The organism is Streptomyces sp. NPDC057877, from assembly GCF_042796855.1.
Lineage (GTDB): Bacteria > Actinomycetota > Actinomycetes > Streptomycetales > Streptomycetaceae > Streptomyces.
This window is the reverse complement of the sequence record NZ_JBHVMS010000008.1, coordinates 159907-182171: the sequence shown is the minus strand read 5'-3', so window position 1 is coordinate 182171 and position 22265 is coordinate 159907. Positions and strand designations below refer to the sequence as shown.

At 71.1% G+C, this 22265-nt stretch carries 21 protein-coding genes; 11 read left to right on the top strand and 10 right to left on the bottom strand.

The genetic code is table 11. The features are described 5' to 3' along the window. The first annotated feature begins 56 nt into the window (after positions 1-56). Positions 57-818, top strand: a complete 762-nt coding sequence (locus tag ACFVQG_RS25070) for a TetR/AcrR family transcriptional regulator (protein ID WP_383387511.1) — start codon at positions 57-59, stop codon at positions 816-818. On the opposite strand, the gene ACFVQG_RS25065 is transcribed toward ACFVQG_RS25070, so the two are convergent. Further along, entirely contained in the window at positions 796-1791 is a 996-nt protein-coding gene (locus ACFVQG_RS25065; RefSeq protein WP_383387509.1) for a WD40 repeat domain-containing protein, read from the bottom strand. The genes ACFVQG_RS25070 and ACFVQG_RS25065 overlap by 23 nt on opposite strands. A gap of 88 nt (positions 1792-1879) precedes the next feature. On the opposite strand from ACFVQG_RS25065, the gene ACFVQG_RS25060 reads away from it, so the two are divergent. Then, on the top strand, positions 1880-2554 hold the full coding sequence (locus ACFVQG_RS25060; RefSeq protein WP_383387507.1) for an SGNH/GDSL hydrolase family protein: 675 nt from the start codon (positions 1880-1882) through the stop codon (positions 2552-2554). A gap of 87 nt (positions 2555-2641) precedes the next feature. Continuing rightward, entirely contained in the window at positions 2642-3229 is a 588-nt protein-coding gene (locus tag ACFVQG_RS25055; protein ID WP_383387505.1) for a Uma2 family endonuclease, read from the top strand. On the opposite strand, the gene ACFVQG_RS25050 is transcribed toward ACFVQG_RS25055, so the two are convergent. Continuing rightward, positions 3201-3626, bottom strand: a complete 426-nt coding sequence (locus ACFVQG_RS25050; RefSeq protein ID WP_383387503.1) for a hypothetical protein — start codon at positions 3624-3626, stop codon at positions 3201-3203. The genes ACFVQG_RS25055 and ACFVQG_RS25050 overlap by 29 nt on opposite strands. A gap of 119 nt (positions 3627-3745) precedes the next feature. Here ACFVQG_RS25050 and ACFVQG_RS25045 point away from each other — a divergent pair, with 119 nt between their 5' ends. The 3 genes from ACFVQG_RS25045 to ACFVQG_RS25035 are packed head-to-tail and all read left to right on the top strand — an operon-like array spanning position 3746 to position 5717. Continuing rightward, complete coding sequence (locus ACFVQG_RS25045) at positions 3746-4522, top strand: Scr1 family TA system antitoxin-like transcriptional regulator (RefSeq protein WP_383387501.1); 777 nt, start codon at positions 3746-3748, stop codon at positions 4520-4522. Beyond that, on the top strand, positions 4519-4716 hold the full coding sequence (locus ACFVQG_RS25040; protein ID WP_383387499.1) for a DUF397 domain-containing protein: 198 nt from the start codon (positions 4519-4521) through the stop codon (positions 4714-4716). The genes ACFVQG_RS25045 and ACFVQG_RS25040 overlap by 4 nt, the downstream gene beginning before the upstream one ends. 5 nt (positions 4717-4721) lie before the next feature. After that, positions 4722-5717 carry an aldo/keto reductase gene (locus tag ACFVQG_RS25035; protein WP_383387497.1) on the top strand — a complete coding sequence of 332 codons (996 nt, stop codon included), beginning with the start codon at positions 4722-4724 and terminating at the stop codon, positions 5715-5717. A 126-nt stretch (positions 5718-5843) separates the two neighbouring features. Here the strand turns inward: ACFVQG_RS25035 and thpR are convergent, their stop codons facing one another. Continuing rightward, entirely contained in the window at positions 5844-6416 is a 573-nt protein-coding gene (gene thpR, locus ACFVQG_RS25030) for an RNA 2',3'-cyclic phosphodiesterase (protein WP_383387495.1), read from the bottom strand. Between the two features lie 113 nt (positions 6417-6529). Between thpR and ACFVQG_RS25025 the strand changes: the two genes are divergently transcribed. Next, on the top strand, positions 6530-7117 hold the full coding sequence (locus tag ACFVQG_RS25025; RefSeq protein ID WP_383387493.1) for a Uma2 family endonuclease: 588 nt from the start codon (positions 6530-6532) through the stop codon (positions 7115-7117). On the opposite strand, the gene ACFVQG_RS25020 is transcribed toward ACFVQG_RS25025, so the two are convergent. Both ACFVQG_RS25020 and ACFVQG_RS25015 read right to left on the bottom strand, forming a co-directional pair. Beyond that, positions 7118-8491, bottom strand: coding sequence for an MFS transporter (locus tag ACFVQG_RS25020; protein ID WP_383387492.1), 1374 nt, complete (start codon positions 8489-8491; stop codon positions 7118-7120). A gap of 76 nt (positions 8492-8567) precedes the next feature. Further along, positions 8568-9005, bottom strand: a complete 438-nt coding sequence (locus tag ACFVQG_RS25015) for a MarR family winged helix-turn-helix transcriptional regulator (RefSeq protein ID WP_383387490.1) — start codon at positions 9003-9005, stop codon at positions 8568-8570. Positions 9006-9171: 166 nt separating this feature from the next. On the opposite strand from ACFVQG_RS25015, the gene ACFVQG_RS25010 reads away from it, so the two are divergent. Continuing rightward, positions 9172-9354, top strand: a complete 183-nt coding sequence (locus tag ACFVQG_RS25010) for a ribbon-helix-helix protein, CopG family (protein WP_383387488.1) — start codon at positions 9172-9174, stop codon at positions 9352-9354. Between the two features lie 16 nt (positions 9355-9370). Here ACFVQG_RS25010 and ACFVQG_RS25005 read toward each other — a convergent pair whose 3' ends face one another. Continuing rightward, a complete protein-coding gene (locus ACFVQG_RS25005) occupies positions 9371-10825 on the bottom strand; it encodes an NCS2 family permease (RefSeq protein ID WP_383387486.1) in 1455 nt (484 codons plus the stop codon). A gap of 173 nt (positions 10826-10998) precedes the next feature. Here ACFVQG_RS25005 and ACFVQG_RS25000 point away from each other — a divergent pair, with 173 nt between their 5' ends. Both ACFVQG_RS25000 and ACFVQG_RS24995 read left to right on the top strand, forming a co-directional pair. Continuing rightward, positions 10999-11283: a DUF2530 domain-containing protein gene (locus ACFVQG_RS25000; protein ID WP_383387484.1), complete on the top strand. Its 285-nt coding sequence runs from the start codon at positions 10999-11001 to the stop codon at positions 11281-11283. A gap of 106 nt (positions 11284-11389) precedes the next feature. Next, positions 11390-13792 (top strand): HAD-IC family P-type ATPase, encoded by a 2403-nt coding sequence (locus ACFVQG_RS24995; RefSeq protein ID WP_383387483.1) that lies wholly within the window; start codon positions 11390-11392, stop codon positions 13790-13792. 70 nt (positions 13793-13862) lie between these two features. On the opposite strand, the gene ACFVQG_RS24990 is transcribed toward ACFVQG_RS24995, so the two are convergent. The 4 genes from ACFVQG_RS24990 to ACFVQG_RS24975 all read right to left on the bottom strand — a co-directional run bounded on the left by ACFVQG_RS24990 (position 13863) and on the right by ACFVQG_RS24975 (position 20502). After that, positions 13863-14744 carry a hypothetical protein gene (locus ACFVQG_RS24990; protein WP_383387481.1) on the bottom strand — a complete coding sequence of 294 codons (882 nt, stop codon included), beginning with the start codon at positions 14742-14744 and terminating at the stop codon, positions 13863-13865. Positions 14745-14875: 131 nt separating this feature from the next. Next, positions 14876-15730 carry a DUF5707 domain-containing protein gene (locus ACFVQG_RS24985; RefSeq protein WP_383387477.1) on the bottom strand — a complete coding sequence of 285 codons (855 nt, stop codon included), beginning with the start codon at positions 15728-15730 and terminating at the stop codon, positions 14876-14878. A gap of 155 nt (positions 15731-15885) precedes the next feature. After that, positions 15886-18996 (bottom strand): sacsin N-terminal ATP-binding-like domain-containing protein, encoded by a 3111-nt coding sequence (locus ACFVQG_RS24980; RefSeq protein WP_383387473.1) that lies wholly within the window; start codon positions 18994-18996, stop codon positions 15886-15888. A gap of 576 nt (positions 18997-19572) precedes the next feature. Next, complete coding sequence (locus ACFVQG_RS24975; protein ID WP_383387470.1) at positions 19573-20502, bottom strand: DUF3027 domain-containing protein; 930 nt, start codon at positions 20500-20502, stop codon at positions 19573-19575. Positions 20503-20804: 302 nt separating this feature from the next. Here ACFVQG_RS24975 and ACFVQG_RS24970 point away from each other — a divergent pair, with 302 nt between their 5' ends. Further along, the gene (locus ACFVQG_RS24970; protein ID WP_383387468.1) at positions 20805-22232 is read left to right on the top strand and encodes an MFS transporter; all 1428 of its coding nucleotides are present in this window, start codon (positions 20805-20807) and stop codon (positions 22230-22232) included. Positions 22233-22265: the final 33 nt, after the last annotated feature.

Below are 22265 nucleotides of genomic sequence, written 5' to 3'. Positions count from 1 at the left end.
GTACCCGATTGCGCGTACGCCGTACCCAGTTTTTTCGGCGGACCTAGACTGCACCCATGGCGAGCAGCACGGACGGGACCAGCGGCAGCGGCGACATCGGCCGCACGCTAGAACTGTTGTGGATCACCGGGAAGCGGCGGAGCCGTGGCCCCAAGCCGGGCCTGACGCTGGAGCGGATCGTGGACACGGCCGTGGAGGTCGCCGACCGCGACGGCCTGGAAGCCGTCTCCATGCGCCGTATCGCCACGGAACTGGGCACCGGCACGATGTCCCTGTACCGCTACGTCCCCGGCAAGGGCGAACTGCTCGACCTCATGCTGGACCGCGTCCAGCGCCCCTCCGAGAACCCCGCCGACCTGGGAGAGGGCGACTGGCGCTCGGCCCTCCAGGCCCTCGGCCGCGCCACCCTCGCCCTGTACCGCCGCCACCCCTGGCTGCTCAAGGTCAACCAGTCCCGCCCGATCCTCGGGCCGAGCGCCCTGGACGGCATGGAGAAAGTCCTCGCCCGCATCAAGCCCATGGGCCTGACCGACCCCGAACTGGTCTCCGCGATCATCATGATCGACGCCTACGTGGTCGGAGCCGCACGCACCCAGGTCTACGCGGAGGAGGCGGAACGCACGACGGGCCTGACCACCGCGGAGTTCTTCGAGGCCCAGTGGCCGGTCCTCCAGGAGGTCATGACGACCGGCCGCTATCCCCTGCTGATGGGCCTCGACGAGAACACCTGGGGCCCCGACTTCGACCACTTCGAGTACGGCCTCCAGCGCATCCTGGACGGCCTGGAGGTCGCGGTCACTCGCCGCGCGAACGAGTAGCGCGCCGGAACCCGAACGCCACCAGCAGCAGGGCCGCCGCGGCGACGGCACCGATCTTCAGCCCTTGGCTGCCGTCGCTCTCGTCGGCGGCTTCGGACGCGCCGCCTTCACCGGACGGCGAGGACCCGTCCGCCGCCGCCCCCGGCGCGTCCTCGGGCTCCACCCGGCTGTCGGCGCCCTCCGCCCCGTACATCAACCGCTCCCCGTCGGCGGTGAAGGTGACGGACTCCCCCTGCCCGAGAAAGGGCACCCCGACCCGCTGGAGCTTCTTCGGCTTCCCGTCGTTCCACTCGTAGGCGACGGACCCGAAGTAACTGCGGACGACGAGGATCTCGCCGTCCGGGGAGAGGGTGGCGTCGGTGGCCTCCAGGTCGGGCAGCTCGGCGACGGGGGTGAAGACATTACGCCCGGAGGCGGACAGTCCCTCGGGCCCCCGATAGAGCCGCCCGCCCTCCGCGTTCTTGTCGACGATATAAACGCGCCCGGTCTTGGGATGCACGACGAGGGACTCGGCGTCACGGGCCCCGTCGGAATAGTTCACGACGTACTGAGTGGCCCGGATGGTCTGATCCTTGAGCTGCGCGGGCTCGGGAAGCTGATAGATCCATACGTAATCCCACGTACCGCCGAGATTGTCCCCGATGTCCCCCACGAAGATCTGATTCCCGGGCCCAATGGAAATGGCCTCGACATCACGCGGCTGCCCCACCCCGGTCAGGGTGATGGTGGCGACGGTCTCACCACTCCCCCCGTCCACGGCATACAGATACGCACCGTCGTCGCTGTCGTTGTGGGTCCAGTAGATGCCGGGGTGCTGGCGGGAGGCGGCGAGTCCGCTGGACTCGGTGATGCGCGCGTCCTTGATGGTGAAGCCGTCGTCGCCGTCGGCGGCGGAGGCGGACGGCGCGGCGACCGCGCTGACGAGGAGGACCGGGATCAGGGCCCTCAGCAGGCGAACGAAGGATCGGCGCATGCCCCAAGACTGCCACCCCGGGCGAGGGTTGACGGAGGGTGGTGGACCTCACGCCCCGCCCGCCCCCGCGATCGTCCATCATGAGCGAATGCTCAGGTTCATGCCCGTAGGCGACTCCATGACGATCGGCAGCGCGGGCGAGCACACCTGGCGTTACCGGCTGTGGCAGCACCTGTGCCGTACGTACGGCGGCCCGTTCGGCATCGTGGGCCCCCGCGAGACCCTCCACGACAAGACCGCCGACGCCCCCACCTCCCACGCCTACGCCGACCCCGACTTCCCCCGCGGCCACCTCGCGGGCTGGGGCGAGGGCTGGCTGCACATGGCCCCCCTCATCGGCGAGGCGGTCCGCACGTCCCGCGCGGACGTGCTGCTGATCTCCCTCGGCCTGATCGACCTGGGCTTCTACACGAACGCCGAACAGACGGCGGAGAACGTGCGGGGGTTCGTGGCCGGGGCGCGGGAGGCCAACCCGCGCGTGCGGATGGCAGTGCTGCCGGTGATCCCCAACATCCGGGCGGCGTCGGACGCGCCCTTCGCCGAGCAGGTGTCCACCTTCAACGACCTCCTCGCGAAGACGTTCGCCGACCTGGACGAACCCCGCTCCCCCCTGCTGCTGGCCTCGCTTCCGGCCTCGTACGACATCCACTCCGACACGTACGACGGCACGCATCCCAACGCCAGCGGCGAACACAAGATCGCGGGGGCGTTCGCGGAGGCGTTGTTCCAGGGGTGGGGGCTGGGCGGCGAGTACGCGGGCTGACCGAATCCCGCCGTTGCCCGGTCACCGTGCGTATCGTTGTACTGCGCGGCTGCACTTGTTCAGGGGCAGCCGGGGAGGAGCGCCACGATGACCGTCGTAGACGACAGGATCGCCATGGCCGAGGTCGACCATCAGAGCTTGGACGAGTGGTTCGAGCGACTAGAGCGGATGCCCGTCCCCGAAGGTTTCAGGGTCGAGATCGTCGAGGGCAGCGTTTACATGACACCGCAGCGGGACATCCACTGGAACATCATCCGGCGAATCGCACGGCCCCTGGAAGACAAGTACGGGATGGACGCGCCGATCTTCTCTGACGTCCGCATGGACTTCCCAGGCCACCAGAACGCCTTTTGCCCTGACCTGGCCAAGCTCCGGGACAGCGCCACGAAGGACGAAGAAGGTCGCTGGCGGTGCGACGACATCGAATTTGTCGCCGAGGTCATCTCGCAGGGCACGGCAGCCAACGACTACGGCCCCAAGAAGACCGCCTACGCCGAGGCCGAGGTTCCCGTCTACCTCATCGTCGATCCCTATCAGGGCAGGTGCCACACCTTCACCGACCCCAAGGACGGCGACTACATCACCCAAACGACGGTCCCCTTCGGCGCAGACGTGAACCTCACCAACACCCCCCTCGGCCTCACCCTCAAAACCACCGACTTCCCCCGCGACTGAGGGCCACCGCGTCCCACAGCACCTCGCCCTCCACGAACAACGCCTCCGGCGACGGCACCGAGCGCCAGCCCCGCGGCCAGGTCACGCCCGTCAGCGCCGGTACGCCGACGTACGCCTGGACGCCGGCCCTGCGGGTCAGCGCCCGGACGCCGGGGGGCCAGTCGAAGACCGACGCGGTGCCGGGCGGGAGCAGGAAGTACATGCCCCGCTCGCCCGAGACCTCCTGGACGATCGGGCCCGCCCGGAAGTCCGTGCAGAGCACCAACTCCGTGGCGACGCGCGCGCCCAGTTCGCCTCTGATCCGTACGGCGTCGAAGTGGACGCCCGCGTGACGGAGGGTGTGGCCGGAGGCGGGGATCCACGTCGGGATCCAGGGGGCGGTGATTCTCTCGTTCATGACGCAGATCGTTGCGTGCGGTCACATACTGTGACCGGGGGTACGCAAGGGTGGTGCCGCGCTGTGCAGTTGGGGAGGTCGGTGTGCGTTCCGGTGGACGGAGTACGGGGAACCTGGAGATGTTCGGCTCGTTGCTGCGGTTCTCTCGCGAGCGGGCCGGGATGACGCAGGAGGCGCTGGGCAAGTACGTCGGGTACTCCAAGTCGCAAGTGGCCATGGTGGAGCGGGGAGAACGGCCCCCGAAGGGGCGGTTCGTCGAAGTCGCCGACCAAACCCTGAGTGCACAAGGTGCACTTCTCGCGGCGGCGCAGAAGCTCAAGGTCAGCCGTTTCCCGTCATGGTTCGAGGACTACGCCGAGTTGGAAGCGCAAGCCATCGGCATCTACATGTACGCCACCCACGTGATCCCGGGCCTGCTCCAGAGCGAGTCGTACGCCCGGGCCATCTTCGGCTCACATTTGCCCGCTCCCGAGGACGACGAGATCGAGGCCCGCGTGGCGGCTCGGCTGGGACGACAGCAGGTGTTGCAGCGCAAGCCCGCTCCGACCGTGAGCTTCGTACTGGAGGAGCACATTCTGTCCCGCCCACTGGGCGGATCGGTGGCTCTGAAGGAGCAGTTGGCCCACATTCTCGACATCGGCCAACGGCGCAACGTGCAGATCACGGTGATCGAGCTGAACCGTGAGGCACATGCCGGACTGAACGGCCCGATGATTCTTCTGGAGACGGCCGAGAGAACCCAAGTCGCCTACGTCGACGGACCGAGCGGAGGCTACTTCGTGGCCGAACAGCCCGACCTTGGAGACCTGTTCGCGCGGTATGGCATCCTGCGAGCCCAGGCCCTCAGCCCCGAAGAGTCCATGAAGCTGATCGAACGGGTGGCACGCGAACTATGAGTACCGAACTGAACTGGTTCAAGAGCAGTTACAGCGGCGACCAGGGCGGCGAATGCCTCGAAATAGCCCTCACCCCCACCACCATCCACATCCGCGACTCCAAACACCCCACCCCCACCATCCACCTCACCCCCACCACCTGGTCCGCCTTCCTCCGTCACTTGCCTGAAGCGCACTCCAAGCCGTTGGCTTGAGTCCCATGGAGTACACGCAGCTAGGACGCACCGGGCTCAAGGTCAGTCGACTCGTCCTCGGGACGATGAACTTCGGCCCGCAGACCGAGGAAGCCGACAGTCACGTCATCATGGACGCGGCGCTGGACGCGGGCATTAACTTCTTCGACACCGCGAACGTGTACGGCTGGGGCGAGAACAAGGGCCGTACCGAGGAGATCATCGGGAACTGGTTCGCCAAGGGCGGTGACCGTCGGGACAAGGTCGTCCTCGCGACCAAGGTGTACGGGAACATGGGGCTGGACGGCGCCCCCGCCTGGCCCAACCACGACAAGCTCTCCGCGCTGAACATCCGGCGGGCGGTCGACGCCAGCCTGCGACGGCTGCGGACGGACTACATCGACGTGTACCAGTTCCACCACGTCGACCGGGCGACCCCGTTCGAGGAGATCTGGCAGGCGATCGACACCCTCGTCCAGCAGGGGAAGATCCTCTACGTCGGATCCTCCAACTTCCCCGGCTACAAGATCGCCCAGGCCAACGAGATCGCCGCCCGGCGCGGCGGGACCATCGGGCTCGTCAGCGAGCAGTGCCTGTACAACCTCGCCGAGCGCCGCGCCGAGATGGAGGTCATCCCGGCCGCACAGGACTACGGACTCGGCGTCATCCCGTGGTCGCCGCTGCACGGCGGCATGCTGGGCGGGGTGATCAAGAAGGAGGCGGAGGGCGGTCGCCGGTCCAGCGGCCGTACGGCCCAGGCGCTCACCGACCCCGCCGTGCGGGCGCAGGTGCAGGCGTACGAGGACCTGCTGGAGAAGCACGGCCTCGAACCCGGCGAGGCCGCGCTGGCCTGGCTGCTCACCCGTCCCGGCGTCACCGGCCCGATCGTCGGGCCGCGCACGGCGGAGCAGCTCGCGTCGGCGCTGCGGGCGGTCGAGCTGGAGCTGAGCGAGGAGGTGCTGGCCGGGCTGGACGAGATCTTCCCGGGGCCGGGGCCGTCTCCGGAAGCCTTCGCCTGGTAGTCAGCGCGAGCACGGCGGGGGCGGCGGCTAGCCTCCGAAGGCCGCCGCCACCGCCACCACCACGAACATCAGCACAAGCGCACCGGCCATGATCCGGTTCCGGGTTTTCGGGTCCACGTACCGAGACTAACCCGCCCCGCCGAGCGCCCAGCGGGCGACCGCCTCATAACGGGGCTGCTCGCCCGCCTCCCCGGACCTCGGCAGGTTGCTGCGCACCAGCACCAGCTCCGCGACGGTCCAGGTGCTGCTGGTGAAATCGGCCAGGGCCGCGACATACGGCCGTACGTCCGTCGCGTCCCGGCTGCGGGCGATGGTGAGGTGGGGCTTGTACCGCCGGTGCTCGCCCATGTCCACGCCCGCCCGACGGGCCGCGGCCTCGGACCGCTCGGCCAGCAGCCGCAGCGCGTCCAGGTCGCCCTCGGCCCCGGCCCACAGGGCCCGCCCTCGCCCGAACTGCCCCCCACCGCGCAACGCCAGCCCGAACGGCTCGCTCCGGCCCGCGGCCCGCTCCAGCCGCGCCGACAGCTCCGGTACGACGGCGTCGTCCACCTCCCCGTAGAAGGCGAGCGTGAAGTGCCACCCGGGCCGCCCGGTCCACCGCAGCCCGTCCGCCCCGGGCAGCTTCCCCAGCCGGTCGATCTCGGCGGCGAGTTCCCGGGTCACCTCGTCGGGCGGGAGCACGGCGGCGAAGAGTCTCATGGGGCCAGTGTGCCCGCCGTACACATGTACGTCCGGGCGTGTCCCGGCCGCCGTTCGTATCGTTGTACCGCGCGGTTGTCGTGAACGAGCGGCGGCCGGGGAGGAGCGCCACGATGACCGTCCTTGACGACAGGATCGAGATGGCCGAAAGCAGCAGCGAACTCACGCTCGACATGCTGTTCGAGTGGCTGGAGAAAATGCCCGTCCCCGAGGGATACAAGACCGAGATCGTCGGGGGGCACATCTTCATGTCGCCGCAGCGAGACAGCCACTGGGACATCATCCTGGAAATCGTCGAGCAACTACGCACCAAGTACCCGCGCAAGCGCGTCAAGTCCGACGTCCGCATCGACTATCCCGGGCATCTCAACGGGTTCGCCACCGACGTGACGGCCCTTGCGGAGGACGCCCAGAAGGACGACAAGGGCCGCTGGCAGTACAAGGACGTCGAGTTCGTCGCCGAGGTGATCTCCAAGGACACGGCCGCCAACGACTACGGCCCCAAGAAGACCGCCTACGCTCTCGCCGACGTACCGGTGTACCTGATCGTGAACCCGTACACCGCGGAGTGGCACCTGCACACCCTCCCGAAGGACGGCGAGTACCACGCCGAGGTCAGCTTCGGCTTCGGCGACGACATCGACCTGACGGGCACGGTCGTCGGTCTCACCCTCAAGACCGACGACTTCCCCCGCGACTGATCACGCCGCCACGGCCACCCGCTCCGGCTCCCCCTCCTCGCGCGGCACGAAGCGCACCCTCGGATGCCCCCGGTGCCAGCCCACCGCCAGCCGTAGCCCGCCCACCCGGGCCAGGATCAGGCCGATGACGACGGCGGCCAGCGCGGCGATCGCGCCGCCGGTCGCCAGGCCCACCCGGGCGCCGTAGGTGTCGGTGATCCAGCCGACTATCGGGGCGCCGACGGGGGAGCCGCCGAGGAAGACCATCATGTAGAGGGACATGACCCGACCGCGCATGGCGGGGTCGGTGGACATCTGGATGTTGGTGTTGGCGGTGACGTTGACCGTCATGCCGAAGATGCCGAGCGGGATCATCATCAGGGCGAAGATCCAGAGGGCCGGGGTCAGCGCCGTCACTATCTCCAGGGCGCCGAAGACCACGGCCGCCGTGCTCAGGACGCGCAGCCGGGCCCGGCCCCGGCGCGCGGCGATCAGGGCGCCCGTCACCGAGCCGACCGCCATCAGCGTGTTGAAGAGGCTGTACGCGCCCGCGCCCGCGTGGAAGACGTCGTCGGCGAAGGCGGAGAGGTAGACGGGGAAGTTGAAGGCGAAGGTGCCGACGAAACCGACGAGGATGATCGGCCAGATCAGGTCGGGGCGTCCGGCGACATAGCGCAGGCCCTCGCGGAGCTGGCCCTTGCTCCTGGGGGCGCGCTCGACGGCGTGCAGTTCGCGGGCCCGCATCAGCAGCAGGCCGGTGATGGGCGCGATGAAGGACAGGCCGTTGAAGAGGAACGCCCAGCCGGTGCCGACGCCGGTGATCAGCAGGCCCGCGACGGCGGGGCCGATCAGGCGGGCGGACTGGAAGTTGGCGGAGTTCAGGCTGACCGCGTTCTGGAGCTGGCCGGGGCCGACCATCTCGCTGACGAAGGACTGCCGGGCCGGGTTGTCGACGACCGTGGCCAGACCGACGGCGAAGGCGGCGACGTAGACGTGCCAGACCTCGACGTGCCCGGTGATGGTCAGCAGCGCGAGCGCGAGGCCGGTGACGGCCATCGACGTCTGGGTGACGAGGAGCGCCGGGCGCTTGGGGAGCCGGTCGACGAGGACACCGCCGTAGAGGCCGAAGAGGAGCATCGGCAGGAACTGGAGGGCGGTGGTGACGCCCACGGCGGTGGCGGAGCCGGTGAGGCTGAGGACGAGCCAGTCCTGGGCGATGCGCTGCATCCAGGTGCCGATGTTGGAGACGACCTGGCCCATGAAGAACAGCCGGTAGTTGCGGATCTTCAGGGAGCTGAACATCGAGGACTTGCGGGTGGTGCGGTCGTGGGGGGCGGTCAGCGGGTCGGTGGTGTCAGGTCCGGGGGCGGAGTGTGCTCCGGGTCCCGTACTCAAAAGGGTCGCCTCCTGGGCAGTGGGCGGACGGTGTCCACGGGTGGGCGGACAGTGCTGACGAGCGGGTGGGCAGCGCCTACAGGTGTGCCAGCTTCTCCAGCACGGGCGCGGCGGCGCGGAGCCTCGCCCACTCGTCCTCGTCGAGGTCCTCGGCCAGCGTGGCCAGGAAGGCGTTCCGCTTGCGGCGGCTCTCCTCCAGCATGGCCTCGGCCTGCTCGGTCTGGGTGACGACCTTCTGCCGTCGGTCCTCGGGGTGTGGCTCCAGACGGACCAGCCCCTTGGCTTCGAGCAGCGCCACGATGCGGGTCATGGACGGCGGCTGCACATGTTCCTTGCGGGCCAGTTCGCCCGGGGTCGCCCGGCCGTGCTTGGCGAGGGTGCCCAGCACCGACATCTCGGTGGGGCTGAGCGACTCGTCGACCCGCTGGTGCTTGAGCCGACGGGACAGCCGCATGATCGCGGAGCGCAGGGAGTTCACGGCGGCAGCGTCGTCGCCATGGGTGAGGTCCGGCATGTTCTTTAGGGTAACTCATTACTCTCCCTAAGGACCACCTGGGGTGCCTCCGGAACGGCCCCCTATGACGTGACGCTCGCCACGGCGCCATCCCCATCGCCCATACGGGTGATCTGGAAGCGGAAACCGGCGCACCACCGGGGACCCGTCCCCGACCCTCGTCTCCATGGGGACCAGCGTGCTCAGCCTGCGGATAGACGGCGACCTGCTCGAACGCCTGCGGCACCATGCCGCCAAACGCGGAATGAGCGTCCAGGACTATGTGGTCCGGACGCTCATTCGCGATGACTTCGACGAACGGTTCCAGACCGCCGTCGAGGAGACGGAGAGGTTCTACGGGCTCACCTGAGCCAAGCCGCCCTCGCTCAGGTAAGACCCAGGGCGGGCATCAGGTAGTAGAAGGCGAACACCGCCGACACCACGTACATCGCCACCGGAACCTCCCGGCTCCGCCCCGCCACCAGCCGCAGCACGGTGAAGGTGATGAAGCCCATGCCGATGCCGTTGGTGATCGAGTACGTGAACGGCATCATCACCATGGTCACGAAGGCCGGGATGGCGATCGTGTGGTCCGCCCAGTCGATCTCCTTGATCGAACCGGCCAGGATCAGGAAGCCCACCGCGAGCAGCGCCGGGGTGGCGGCCTGGGACGGGACCATCGTGGCGACCGGCGTCAGGAAGAGGGCCACGGCGAACAGCGCGCCGGTGACGACGTTCGCGAAGCCGGTCCGGGCGCCCTCGCCGACACCGGCCGTGGACTCCACGAACGCGGTGGTGGCCGAGGAGGAGCTGGCACCGCCCGCGGCGACCGCGACACCGTCGATGAACAGCACCTTGTTGATGCCGGGCATCTGTCCCTGGGCGTCGGTCAGCCTGGCCTCGTCGCTGACGCCCATGATCGTGCCCATGGCGTCGAAGAAGCAGGACAGCAGGACGGTGAAGACGAACAGGACGCCGGTCAGCAGTCCGACCTTCTCGAAGCCGCCGAACAGGCTGACCTCGCCGATCAGCCCGAAGTCGGGGCTGGCGACGGGGTTGCCGGGCCAGGTCGGGGTGGTCAGACCCCAGGACGGCACCTCGGCCACCGCGTTGATGATCATGGCCAGGACCGTCATGGCGACGATCGAGAGCAGGATCGCACCGGCCACCCTGCGCAGGATCAGCGCGTACGTCAGCAGCGCGCCGAGGATGAAGATCAGCACCGGCCAGCCGTTGAGGTGACCGTCGGCGCCGAGCTGCATCGGGACGGTGGTGTGGGCGGCGTCCGGGATGCGGCTGATGAAGCCGGAGTCGACCAGGCCGATCAGCATGATGAACAGGCCGATGCCGATGGCGATGGCCTTGCGCAGGCCGTAGGGGACGGCGTTCATGACGCGTTCGCGCAGACCCGTGGCCACCAGGATCATCACCACGAAACCGGCGAGCACCACCATGCCCATGGCGTCCGGCCAGGACATCCGCGGGGCGAGCTGGAGCGCGACGACCGAGTTCACACCGAGTCCGGCGGCGAGCGCGATCGGCACGTTGCCGATGACACCCATCAGCAGCGTGGTGAACGCCGCTGTCACCGCCGTGGCCGTGACGAGCTGCCCGTTGTCGAGCTGGTTCCCGTAGATGTCCTTCGCACTGCCGAGGATGATCGGGTTCAGCACGATGATGTAGGCCATCGCGAAGAAGGTGGCGAAGCCGCCGCGCACCTCACGGGCGAGCGTGCTGCCACGCTCGGAGATCTTGAAGTAGCGGTCGAGCGCGCCGTACGCGGGACGGCCGCCCGGCTGCTCGGGGGCGGGGACCTTGGCGTCGGTGGCCGAGGTGGACATGCGGGACCTCATCTCCAGTGGCCTTCCCCCCGGGGCCCTTGGAGTTTTCTACGAATGAAAGCGGTCAACGGCAAACGGTTTCAGTATGAACATATGAGAGCCCCGAAGGCACATCTCCGCGCGTAGAAACGGTCGCGATCTGCCTCACACCGACCGCCTCGTAAGCTGTGCCCATGGCGAAGTGGACCCCCAAGCACGAGGCGCCGGAGCCCCTGGAGGGCCCCGTGGTCGCCACCATCACCGGCGGCACCATCCTGTGGTTCGTCCTCTTCCTCGCCCAGCTGCCGTTCTACGGCTGGTTCGACGACCACGGCCACACCTGGTGGCTGTGGACCTGCCTGGCCGGGGGCGGCCTCGGTCTGATCGGCATCTGGTACGTCCGCAAGAGGGACACCGCCCTCAAGCGGGCCCAGGGCGCTCAGGGCGCTCAGGGCGCCCACCCGGAGACCACCGCCTGAGCACTCGTACCGCTCTACAACCTCCGCACTACGGCCGTCCTCCCGTAGTCGGATCTTCACCCCGTTCCAGGGGTGAACGCCCGCCTCCGCACGTACCGTCGATGGCATGACCCACATCGACGCGGGCGCCGAACTCGATCCCGTGCACCCCGTGCGCGTGCCCACGCCGACCGCCATGGCCGGACTGACCGCGAGTGAGGTCGCCGAGCGGGTCGCGCGCGGCGAGGTCAACGACCTGCCCGTGCGCAGCAGCCGGTCCATGGCCGACATCGTCCGCGCCAATGTCTTCACCCGGTTCAACGCGATCATCGGCGTGCTCTGGGTGATCATGCTCTTCGTCGCGCCGATCCAGGACAGCCTCTTCGGCTTCGTGATCCTCGCCAACACCGGCATCGGGATCATCCAGGAGTGGCGGGCGAAGAAGACGCTCGACTCCCTCGCCCTGATCGGCGAGGTGAGACCCACCGTCCGCCGCGACGGGACGGCGGCCGGGATCAGCACCTCCGAGATCGTGCTGGACGACCTGATCGAGATCGGCCCCGGCGACAAGGTGGTCGTCGACGGGGTGTGCGTCGAGGCCGACGGCCTGGAGATCGACGAGTCGCTGCTCACCGGCGAGGCCGACCCGGTCGTCAAACAACCCGGCGACCAGGTGATGTCCGGCAGCTTCGTGGTCGCGGGCGGCGGCGCGTTCCAGGCGACCAGGGTCGGCCGCGAGGCCTACGCCGCCCAGCTCGCCGAGGAGGCGTCCCGCTTCACCCTCGTCCACTCCGAGCTGCGCAGCGGCATCTCCACCATCCTCAAGTACGTCACCTGGATGATGGTCCCGACCGCGATCGGCCTGATCATCAGCCAGCTCGTCGTCAAGGACAACGCCTTCAAGGACTCCCTCGCCCGCACCGTCGGCGGCATCGTCCCGATGGTCCCCGAGGGCCTGGTCCTGCTCACCTCCGTCGCCTTCGCGATCGGCGTGATCCGGCTCGGCCGCAAGCAGTGCCTGGTCCAGGAACTCCCCGCCATCGAGGGCCTCGCCCGCGTCGACACGGTCTGCCTGGACAAGACCGGCACCCTCACCGAGGGCGGCATGGACGTCACCGACCTGCGCCCCCTCGGCGGCAACGACGAGTCGTACGTCCGCCAGGTCCTCGGCGCCCTCGGCGAGTCCGACCCGAGGCCCAACGCATCCCTGAAGGCGATCATCGACGCCTACCCGGACAGCGAGGAATGGCGGTGCGTGGAGTCGCTGCCCTTCTCCTCCGCCCGCAAGTACAGCGGCGCCTCCTTCAGCGAGGGCAACGGCGAGACCAGCACCTGGCTGCTCGGCGCCCCCGACGTCCTGCTGCCCCCCGACGACCCCGCCCTGGCCGAGACCGACCGCCTCAACGAGCAGGGCCTGCGCGTCCTCCTGCTGGCCCGCGCCGCCCGCGACCTAGACGACCCCGAGCCGACGAGGGACGCCAAGCCCGCCGCCCTGGTCGTCCTGGAGCAGCGGCTGCGCCCCGACGCCGCCGACACCCTGCGCTACTTCGCCGAGCAGGACGTGCACGCCAAGGTCATCTCCGGCGACAACGCGGTCTCGGTCGGCGCGGTGGCGAGCAAGCTCGGGCTGTCCGGCACGGTCGTCGACGCCCGCAGCCTTCCCGCCGACAAGGACGGCATGGCGACCGCGCTCGACGAGGGCACGGTGTTCGGCCGGGTCACCCCGCAGCAGAAGCGGGACATGGTCGGCGCCCTGCAGTCCCGCGGGCACACGGTCGCCATGACCGGCGACGGCGTCAACGACGTCCTCGCCCTCAAGGACGCCGACATCGGCGTGGCGATGGGCTCCGGCTCCGAGGCCACCCGCGCGGTCGCGCAGATCGTGCTGCTGAACAACAGCTTCGCCACCCTGCCGTCGGTGGTCGCCGAGGGCCGCCGCGTGATCGGCAACATCACGCGCGTGGCGACGCTGTTCCTCGTCAAGACGGTCTACTCGGTGCTGCTGGCGGTGCTGGTGGTCTGCTCGCAGGTGGAGTACCCGTTCCTGCCCCGCCACCTCACCCTGCTCTCCACCCTGACGATCGGCGTCCCGGCGTTCTTCCTCGCCCTCGCCCCCAACAAGGAGCGGGCGCAGCCGCACTTCGTCCGCCGGGTGATGCGCTACGCCATCCCCGGCGGCGTGGTGGCGGGGACGGCCACCTTCGCCTCGTACCTCATCGCCCGCGAGCACTACACCGGCGCCGGGGCCCTGGACGCGGAGACCAGCGCGGCCACGCTGACCCTGTTCCTGATCTCCATGTGGGTCCTGGCGATCATCGCCCGCCCCTACACCTGGTGGCGGATCGCGCTGGTCGCGGCGATGGGCGCCGGGTTCCTGCTGGTGCTGGTGGTGCCGTGGCTCCAGGAGTTCTTCGCGCTGAAGCTGGTCGGGATGACGATGCCGTGGATCGCGGTGGCGATCGCGGCGGTGGCGGCGGCCACCCTGGAGGTGCTGTGGAGGTGGGTGGGCCGCCGCCTGCCCGTGTCGTAGGGCCCGCCTGCCCGTGTCGTAGGGCCCGTCTGCCCGTGTCGTAGGGCCAGCCTGCCCGTGTCGTAGGGCCTTACCGGACGTCGACGAAGTCGCCCTTGGCGTTGACGGCCGGAGTCGTCCCGGTCCCCGCGAAGGTGAAGCGGTAGTGGCCGTCGGCGGAGGCCTTCACGGTCGTCTTCAGTTCGCCCTTGCTCGTGGTCGTCACGTTCCTGACGTCGGTGTAGGTGCTCGTGCCCGCCTTGCGGAACTGGAGCTTCACCGGCTGGGTGGCGTATCCGGCGTACTTGCGGGTCTCCCAGTTGGCGCGGGACAGCTTGCCGGTGATGGTGAGGGTCCTGCCCTTCCTGACCGGCTCCGGGGAGGCGTTCACCGTCAGCTTCGAGGCGCGCTGGACCTTGGTGGTGGCGAGGGCGCCCTGGTCGGCGTATCCGACCTTGGTGATGTCGAAGTCGTCGCCGTCGGGGTCCTGGCCGTTGTAGGCGATCGCGAGGGCGGCGCCCTTCCACGTCCCCGCCTCGGAGTTGAGCAGATCGCCCTGGGCCGGATAGACGTCGATCTTCCCGGTGCACTTGGCGGTGGTCGCCGAGGTGGCCGTGCAGGTGGCGGGCTTGTTGCCGAAGAGGGTGTTGTCCGGGCTGCCGTAGGCGCCGCGGTAGAGGTAGGGGCCGGTGAGGAAGTCCTCGGCGGTGATGTCGACGTCCGCGCCGTGCGTCAGCTTGTAGGTGACGGTGGTGGAGTGGTGGCCGGTGGGGCCCACCTTGACGGCCTTGGCGACCTTGACGGCGGAGAAGGTGACGTCGAGGTCGTACGGGGCCTCCGCCTCCGCCGCTCTGCCGAGGCCGGGGGCCCGGTACGCGCCCCTCGTGCCGTCGTCGTCCGCGTGTGCCGCCGGGACGGCGAGGGCGGTCAGGGTCAGGGCGCCGCAGACGGCGGCGGTGATGCGGGTGGGCATGGGCTTCCCCCAGGTGAAGTCCGGTGGTCGTGGGGCCGGTTGTCGGCTCCACCCGGTCAGATGGGGGCGGCGGAGGATCGGTTGCCCGGCCCCGGACGGCTTCCGGGACCGGGCGGGTGACGCGGGGGCGGTTACTTCACGTCGACGAAGTCACCGGTGGCGTTGACCGCGGAGGTGCTCGTCAGACCCGCGAACGCGAAGCGGTAGTAGCCGTCGGCGGTGGCCTTGACCGTGGTCTTCAGGGCGCCGCCGGTGCCGGAGGTGATGGTCTTCAGGGTGGTGTAGCTGCCGGTCTTGGTCCGGTACTGGAGCTTCACCGGCTGCCCGTTGAGGCCGACGTACCGGGCGTTCGGCCAGTCGGCGCGGGTCAGCTTGCCGCTGACCGTGACGGTGGCGCCCTTGGCGACCGGCTCCGGGGAGGCGTTGACGGTCAGCTTCGCCAGCCGCTGCACCTTGTGCTTGCCGTAGAAGTCGGTGTAGTAGACCTGCTGGTCGTTGGAGAGCACGCCGACGGCCACGTTCCAGGTCCCGGCCAGCGAGTTGGTGTACAGGTCGGCGCCCGGGTAGGCCGTGATGGTCAGCTTGCAGGTCGAGGTGGTGGCACTGCTCGCGGTGCAGGTGGCGTACTCCTCGTTCGGCGGGAGGTAGCCGTCGAGGGCGGCCTCGGGGTCGGTGCCGTGCCAGAGGTCGATGTACGCGTCCTCGATACCGCTCGCGTGGCTGGCGGTCAGGGACACGGTGAAGGTCTTGGCGACCGTGGCGCCGACGACGACGTTCTTGCCGGAGTTCACCGTCACCTTGGAGACGGTGGGCAGCGCCGCGGCGGTGCTGAAGGCCGAGCGGCTGGAAGAGACGCCGAAGCGCTCAGCGGCGCTCGGCTTGCGCAGCTCGGTGTCGCCCTGCGAGGTGGCCTGCGCGGTCGGCATGGCGAGGGCGGAGAGGGCGAGCGCGCCGGAGACGGCGGCCACGGTGGCACGGATACGCATGCGTTTCCCCTTGGAGGAGAAGGCCCCGCCGCCCTTCGTTCCTTGCGGCTCATGGGTACGGCGGGGTTCAAGTGATCGTGGAGCCTGTTGGCTCGCACGATCAGATCCTCGAAGGGCTCGAAAGGTTGTACGGGCGGTGAGGGAAATGTGGAGGGTCAGTCGAACCAGCGGTCCCGCGCCAGCTCCTCCGTCCGTGACGGGTCCTCCAGCAGCGCCGCGACCTCGAAGCGGCGCGGCCACTGCCCGGCCGCCCAGGCCAGACCGGCGGCGACGCCCTCCAGGGTGGCGGCGTGCGGCACACCGTCGTCGGTGAGCCGCCAGTCGATCTCCACCCCGTCGACGACCAGCTCCTCGTGCTCCACGTACGACGCGGGCGTGCGTGGCCCGAGCAGCACCCGCACCGGCTCCGGTACGTCGTGCTCGGTGCCCTCGGAGTCCACCTGGCCGGTGACGGACTCGCTCAGCCGCCGCACCTGGAACAGCTCCGCCAGCCCGGCCGCCCGCGACGGCCGCACCGGCAGCAGTGGCACCCCGCCGGTGAACGGCAGCAGATCCGGCGAGTCGACCACCACCGCGTCGGCGGCGTCCACGATCTCCACCCGCCCGTCGACCACGGCCCGCACGTCGTCCGGCAGGGTCACCTGCTCGGGGTCGAGGTCGGCCAGCGCGCCGTACAGCCCGTGCAGTTGGGCGGCGGTGACGGTGCGGTCGGGGTCGGCGAGGCGGTCCAGCAGCTCGGCGGCGCCGCCCGGCTCGTCGAGGAGCGCGGCGACCGAGGTCCGTACCCCCAGCGCCCGCAGCACCTGCTCGTCGTCGAACCCGGTGGCGTCGGCCTCGTCGTACAGGCCGCGCAGCAGCGGGTCGCCACCGGCGGCGAGCAGCCCGGCCGGGCGGCGGCCGTCGAGCACGGGGTGCCCGCGCAGCCACCACGCGGTGTACGGCCGTACGACCTCATGGGTGCCGTCCGGCAGCAGGACCCGCACGGGCTGGACGAGGGCGTCGCGCAGCGGCGGCTTGGACAGCAGGGACAGGGCGCGGGGCCACTGGTCGTCGGCGACCAGGTCGAGATCGCGTACGGCGGTCAGCTCGGTGGCGACGGGCGGCACCGGGCTGTCCGGGAACCGGTCGAGGATGTCCTCGCACCACACGTCCACGGCGTCCAGCAGCCCCGGGTCGTCGGGCTCGGGGAAGTCACCCTCACGGGGGTCGAGTTCATCGGGGTCGAGGACCACGTCCGTGGCGCGGACGAGCGCGAAGTCGACGAGCACCCCGCAGGCGGCGAGGGGCTGTTCGCCCCATTTCTCCGCCAGTTCGGCCTCCACGGTGGGCAGTTCGTCGGTGCGGATGATCTCGGCGAAGGGGCTGCCGGGGTACACCAGCTCGGCGGCGGGGCCGAGTTCGCCGTCCTCGTCGGGGAGCGCGAGGGCGCCCAGCCAGGGTTCGTCACCCGGCTCCAGACCGGCGTCGCGGATCAGCGCGAGCACGGTGTCGGCGAGTTCCTCCGCGTCCGGGGTGTCCTCGTCCCAGGCGCCGCCGTCCTCGTCGAGGGAGGCGGCGACGGCGGCCCGCACCTGGGGCGTGGTGAGCACGGCGCGGGGCGTGGCGGGCAGCGCGCCGAGCTTCTCCAGGATCGGGTGGGCGGCGTCCGGGTGGGCGACCTTGAGGCCGAGCCGGGCCAGGACGTCGGCGTCGAGGCGGGTGGCGTCGGCGGTGGGCAGCAGCACCTGCCGGGGCCCGATGGTGGTCCGCCCGTCGGCGAGCGGCACGGGCAGCCCGGACAGCCGGTCGGGATCGACCCCGGCGAGGCTGTCGTACAGCCGCCGCCACCACTGCGGCTCCTTCTCCAGTCCCGCGAGCCGGTCGACGGCGTCGGTCAGCGGCACCCGGGCGACCCCGAGCGTGCGCAGCTCCACGCGGCGTTCGAGCCCGGCGGGCAGCAGCGTCGGCAGCACCTCGGCGAGCACCCGTACGGTCTCCACGCCCGCGCCCTCGACGACCTCGGCGTCCCGGGGCCGCAGGGTCTCCGGAAGCTCTCCGTCGGGTTCGGCGGCGGGCGGCAGGAAGGAGGTGCGCGGCAGCCGCGCGAGCACGGCCTGACGCAGCGCGCCGTCCAGCTCGCCCTTGCCCAGCGGGCCGGGGACGAGGCCGATGACGCCCTCGCCGACCGGCCGCCAGTCGGCGAGCAGTTCGGTGTACGCGTCCGCCGCGCGCTCCACCAGGAAGTCGGTCAGCGGGCCCGGCGCGGCGTGCCGCCGGGTGCTGTCCAGCGGGAACGACGCGATGAGCAGCGCGGGCACGCCGAGCGGCTCCTCGCTGGGGGTGGGGGCGTGGACGACGGGAGTGGTCCGGGGGCGCTCGGGCGCGCCCTCGGCGTCCACGGGCACGGCCCAGGTCACCGACCAGTGGGGCCGCAGCCGCTCCTCGACCGGCCGGTCCTCGAGCAGTTCCGGCGCCAGCGCCCCGTGCGCGGCGACGGTACGCCACCGGGTCGTACCCTCCCGGGAGTCCGCTACGACGGTCAGGGCGCCCTCGGTGCCGCGGCTGAGGGTGCGGACGGTGTCGCCGACCTCGACCACGACCTCGTCCAGGCCGGGCAGGGCGAGCAGCAGGGCGTCGTCCACGGCGGTCAGCAGCCGTTCGGCGAGGGCGGCGGCGGCCGGGTCGCGCAGGGGGAGGATGACGGCCGTGTCGTAGGGGGCGGGGGCGGTGCCCTCGGCGGCGTACGGGAGGCGCAGGAGGGGGACGTGGCCGTCCCGGCGGCGGATCTCGTCGCCGAGGCCGGGGCTGCGCCGCGCGGTCTCCGCCGCGAGGTCGCGGGCCTCTGCGAGGGACCAGCGGACGCCGCCGTGCCTGCCGACCACGGCCGGTTCGTCGGTGACGGACAGTACGGCGGCGAAGCCGACGCCGAAGCGGCCGACGGTGCCGGTGTCCGCGTCCCGCTTGGCGGAGGCGCGCAGAGTGGCGAGGGACTCCACTCCGGCGGCGTCCAGGGGGGCGCCCGTGTTGGCGGCCACGAGGACGTCGTCCCGCAGGGTGAGACGGAGTCGGCCGGGGGTGCCCGCGCGGGCGGCGGCGTCGGCGGCGTTCTGCGCCAGCTCCACGACGAGACGGTCCCGGTAGCCGCCGAGGACCAGGTCCTCCTCGGCGTTGGCGTCCTCACGGAAACGGGCGGGACTGGTGGCCCAGGCGTCGAGGACGCCCCGCCTGAGACGGGCCGTCCCGAAGGGGTCCGCACCCTCGGCTGCGGGCCGCACGAACTTGCTCACGTCCACTCTCCTCATCGGCGTGAGCACGAAGGTACCGGAGCGCTGCGCTGGCTTACGCCGGGGTGAGGTGGGCGGGGGGCTCCCACCCGGTGCACTGCCCGCCCCCGCCACGGGGCTCCGCCCCGGGCCCCGGCCTGTGGCTCGGTGGGCTGTGTGCGCCCCGCCGCGGGGCTCCGCCCCGGACCCCGGGCTACGGCTCGGTGGGCTGTGTGCGCCCCGCCGCGGGGCTCCGCCCCGGACCCCGGGCTACGGCTCGGTGGGCTGCATGCGCCCCGCCACGGGGCTCCGCCCCGGACCCCGGCCTCGCCCACCCACCACCCGACTCGGTGGGCTGGAAGGGACCGCCACGGGGCTCCGCCCCGGACCCCGGGCTACGGCTCGGAGGGCTGCATGCGCCCCGCCACGGGGCTCCGCCCCGGACCCCGGCCTCGCCCACCCACCACCCGACTCGGTGGGCTGGAAGGGACCGCCACGGGGCTCCGCCCCGGACCCCGGGCTACGGCTCGGAGGGCTGCATGCGCCCCGCCACGGGGCTCCGCCCCGGACCCCGGCTGCGCAGCAACCCGGTCCGGATCCCTACGAATGCCCCAACTCCGCCACATCCCCCTCCACCGCCACCTCCGGCACCGACCCCGAATCCCGCGACGGTCGCAGCGGGAACGGGTCCACCCGGGTCTCGTCGATCACCGGGGGAGCCGGGACCGGGGGCTTGGGCATGACGGCCGCCTCCGAGTGGCCCCCGCACCCGTAGGTGAGGGACACCACGCGGCCGTCCGCCGGGGAGAACTCGTTGGCGCAGACGCCGAAGGCCTGGCCGAGGGAGCCGCCGAGGGGGACCAGGAAGCCGCAGCTGACGCAGGAGGCGGGGGCCGCCTGGGCCATCTGGGTCTTGGAGCCGTAGGCCTCCTCCCAGCGGTCGGCGGCGACATGGAGGCCGTACCGGGACAGGACCCGCGCGCGGCGCATGCCGAGTTCCTCGGCGACGGCGGAGATCGAACCCCGGGTCGGGGCCATCGGGAGGTTCGCGGGCGGGCCCTGCGTCACCTCCGCGTCCTCGGCCTCCACCAGGTCGGCCATCTCCTCGGAGACGGCGGAGTTCGGCGGCGGCTCCTCCTCGCCGGACCAGCCGGGCTCGAGGCGGAGGTCCTCGGCGTCGGTGGGCAGGAGGTCGCCGGGGCCCATGTCACCGGGGCGCAGGCGTTCGCTCCAGGGCACCCACTCGGGGGCGAGCAGCGCGTCGGGGCCGGGCAGCAGCACGACCTCGTCCAGGGTGACGAGCTTCGCGCGGGAGGCGCGGGCCACGGTCGCCGCCCAGCGCCAGCCGCGGTAGCCCGGTTCCCCGCACTCGAAGAAGTGCGTGACGACGCGGTCGCCCTCGGACACCACGCCCACATGCTCGCCGACGACGCCTGGCGCCGCCGCCTCCTCGGCTGCGGCGCGTGCGAGGTCGACGGCCTCGGCGCACAGGCGGTCGGGGGTGCGGCTTCGCGTTGTCGCTGCGCTCACAGGTATCGCTTCTCTCCTACGCCGTCTCTCGGGTGCGCCTGCCTGAAGGCGGCGGGGCGGACGGAGCGGACCTGGGGACCGCGTCGACGTCCACGCGCCATCGCACTCGAGCGCACCTGACACCATCCATTCTGCGGGATGGCCGAGATACGCACGCTACCTGTTCGTCGGCGCTTGGCCTACACCGACGGGACGGATCGCGGCCCGACGGTGATCTTCCGGTACCGCCCGTCCACGGTGAAGTGCGGGCCATACGCGCCGTAGACGCACTACACACCACCATCTCGGGGCACTATTGCGGGGTGGCAGCCGCGAAGTCGTCCGACGGTGCCACCGGCATCGGTGGCGGGGTCGGCGGAAAGAACGCAGGTGGCGGAGGGGGCCGGTGGCCCGGGTCCCTCCGCGCGGTCGGCCGTGCCCTGCACTTCCCGGTGACGGGCACCGTCCGCGGCATCCGCAGGGCCACCCACGCGCACGGCGCCGGTGAGTCCGGACTCGGCAAGCTGATCGAACTGCACGGTGTGAACGGCGCGGGCGACGTGATGATCACCGTGGCGCTCGCCTCCACGGTCTTCTTCTCCGTGCCGACGGACGAGGCGCGTGGCCGGGTCGCGCTGTACCTGGCGATCACCATGCTGCCGTTCACGCTTCTCGCGCCGGTGATCGGCCCGCTCCTCGACCGTGTCCCGCACGGCCGCCGCGCGGCGATGGCGGGCGCCATGCTCGCGCGGGCGCTGCTCGCGCTGGTGCTGTCCGGCGCGGTGATCACCGGCGGCATCGAGCTGTACCCGGCCGCGCTCGGCGTGCTGGTGGCCTCCAAGGCGTACGGCGTCGTCCGCAGCGCGGTCGTGCCCCGGCTGCTCCCCAGCGGCTTCTCCCTCGTCAAGGCCAACTCGCGGGTGACCCTCGGCGGGCTGCTGGCCACCGGGGTGGCCGCCCCGATCGGCGCGGGGCTCCAGGCGATCGGGCCGCGCTGGCCCCTCTACGGCGCCTTCGTGATCTTCGTCGCCGGGATGTTCCTCTCCTTCTCGCTCCCCCCGAAGGTCGACTCGGCCAAGGGCGAGGACACCGCGCTGCTGGCGGCGGACGAGGAGCACCTGCACGGGCCGCACCTCAAGCCGGTCAAGCGTCCGGGCCTGCGCACGGTCGGCATCGCCGTCACCCACGCGCTGGGCGCCAACGCCGCCATCCGCTGTCTCGCCGGGTTCCTGATCTTCTTCCTGGCGTTCCTGCTGCGCGAGCACCCGCTGTCCGGGCAGAGCGCGGCGGTGTCGCTGGGCATGGTGGCGGTCGCCGCGGGCACGGGCAACGCGCTCGGTACGGCGGTGGGGGCGTGGCTGCGCTCCCGCGCGCCGGAGATCATCATCGTGACGGTGGTCGCGATCGAGGCCGCCGCGGCGGTCACGGCGGCGGTGTTCTTCAGCGCGTTCCTGGTGGTGTGCCTCGCGGCGCTCGCCGGGTTCTCCCAGGCGCTGGCCAAGCTCTCCCTGGACGCGCTGATCCAGCGGGACGTGCCCGAACTGGTCCGCACCTCGGCGTTCGCCCGCTCCGAGACGCTGCTGCAGATGTCGTGGGTGGTCGGCGGCGCGGTCGGCATCGCCCTGCCCCTCAACGGCACCCTCGGCCTGTCGGTCGGCGCCGCGATCGTCGCCCTGGGCTGGCTGACCACCGTACGCGGCCTGCTCACCTCGGCCCGCCGCGGCGGTGTGAGCCGCCCACGCGTGGCGTAACGCACCGCGCACCGCGCACCCCACATAGGCGAC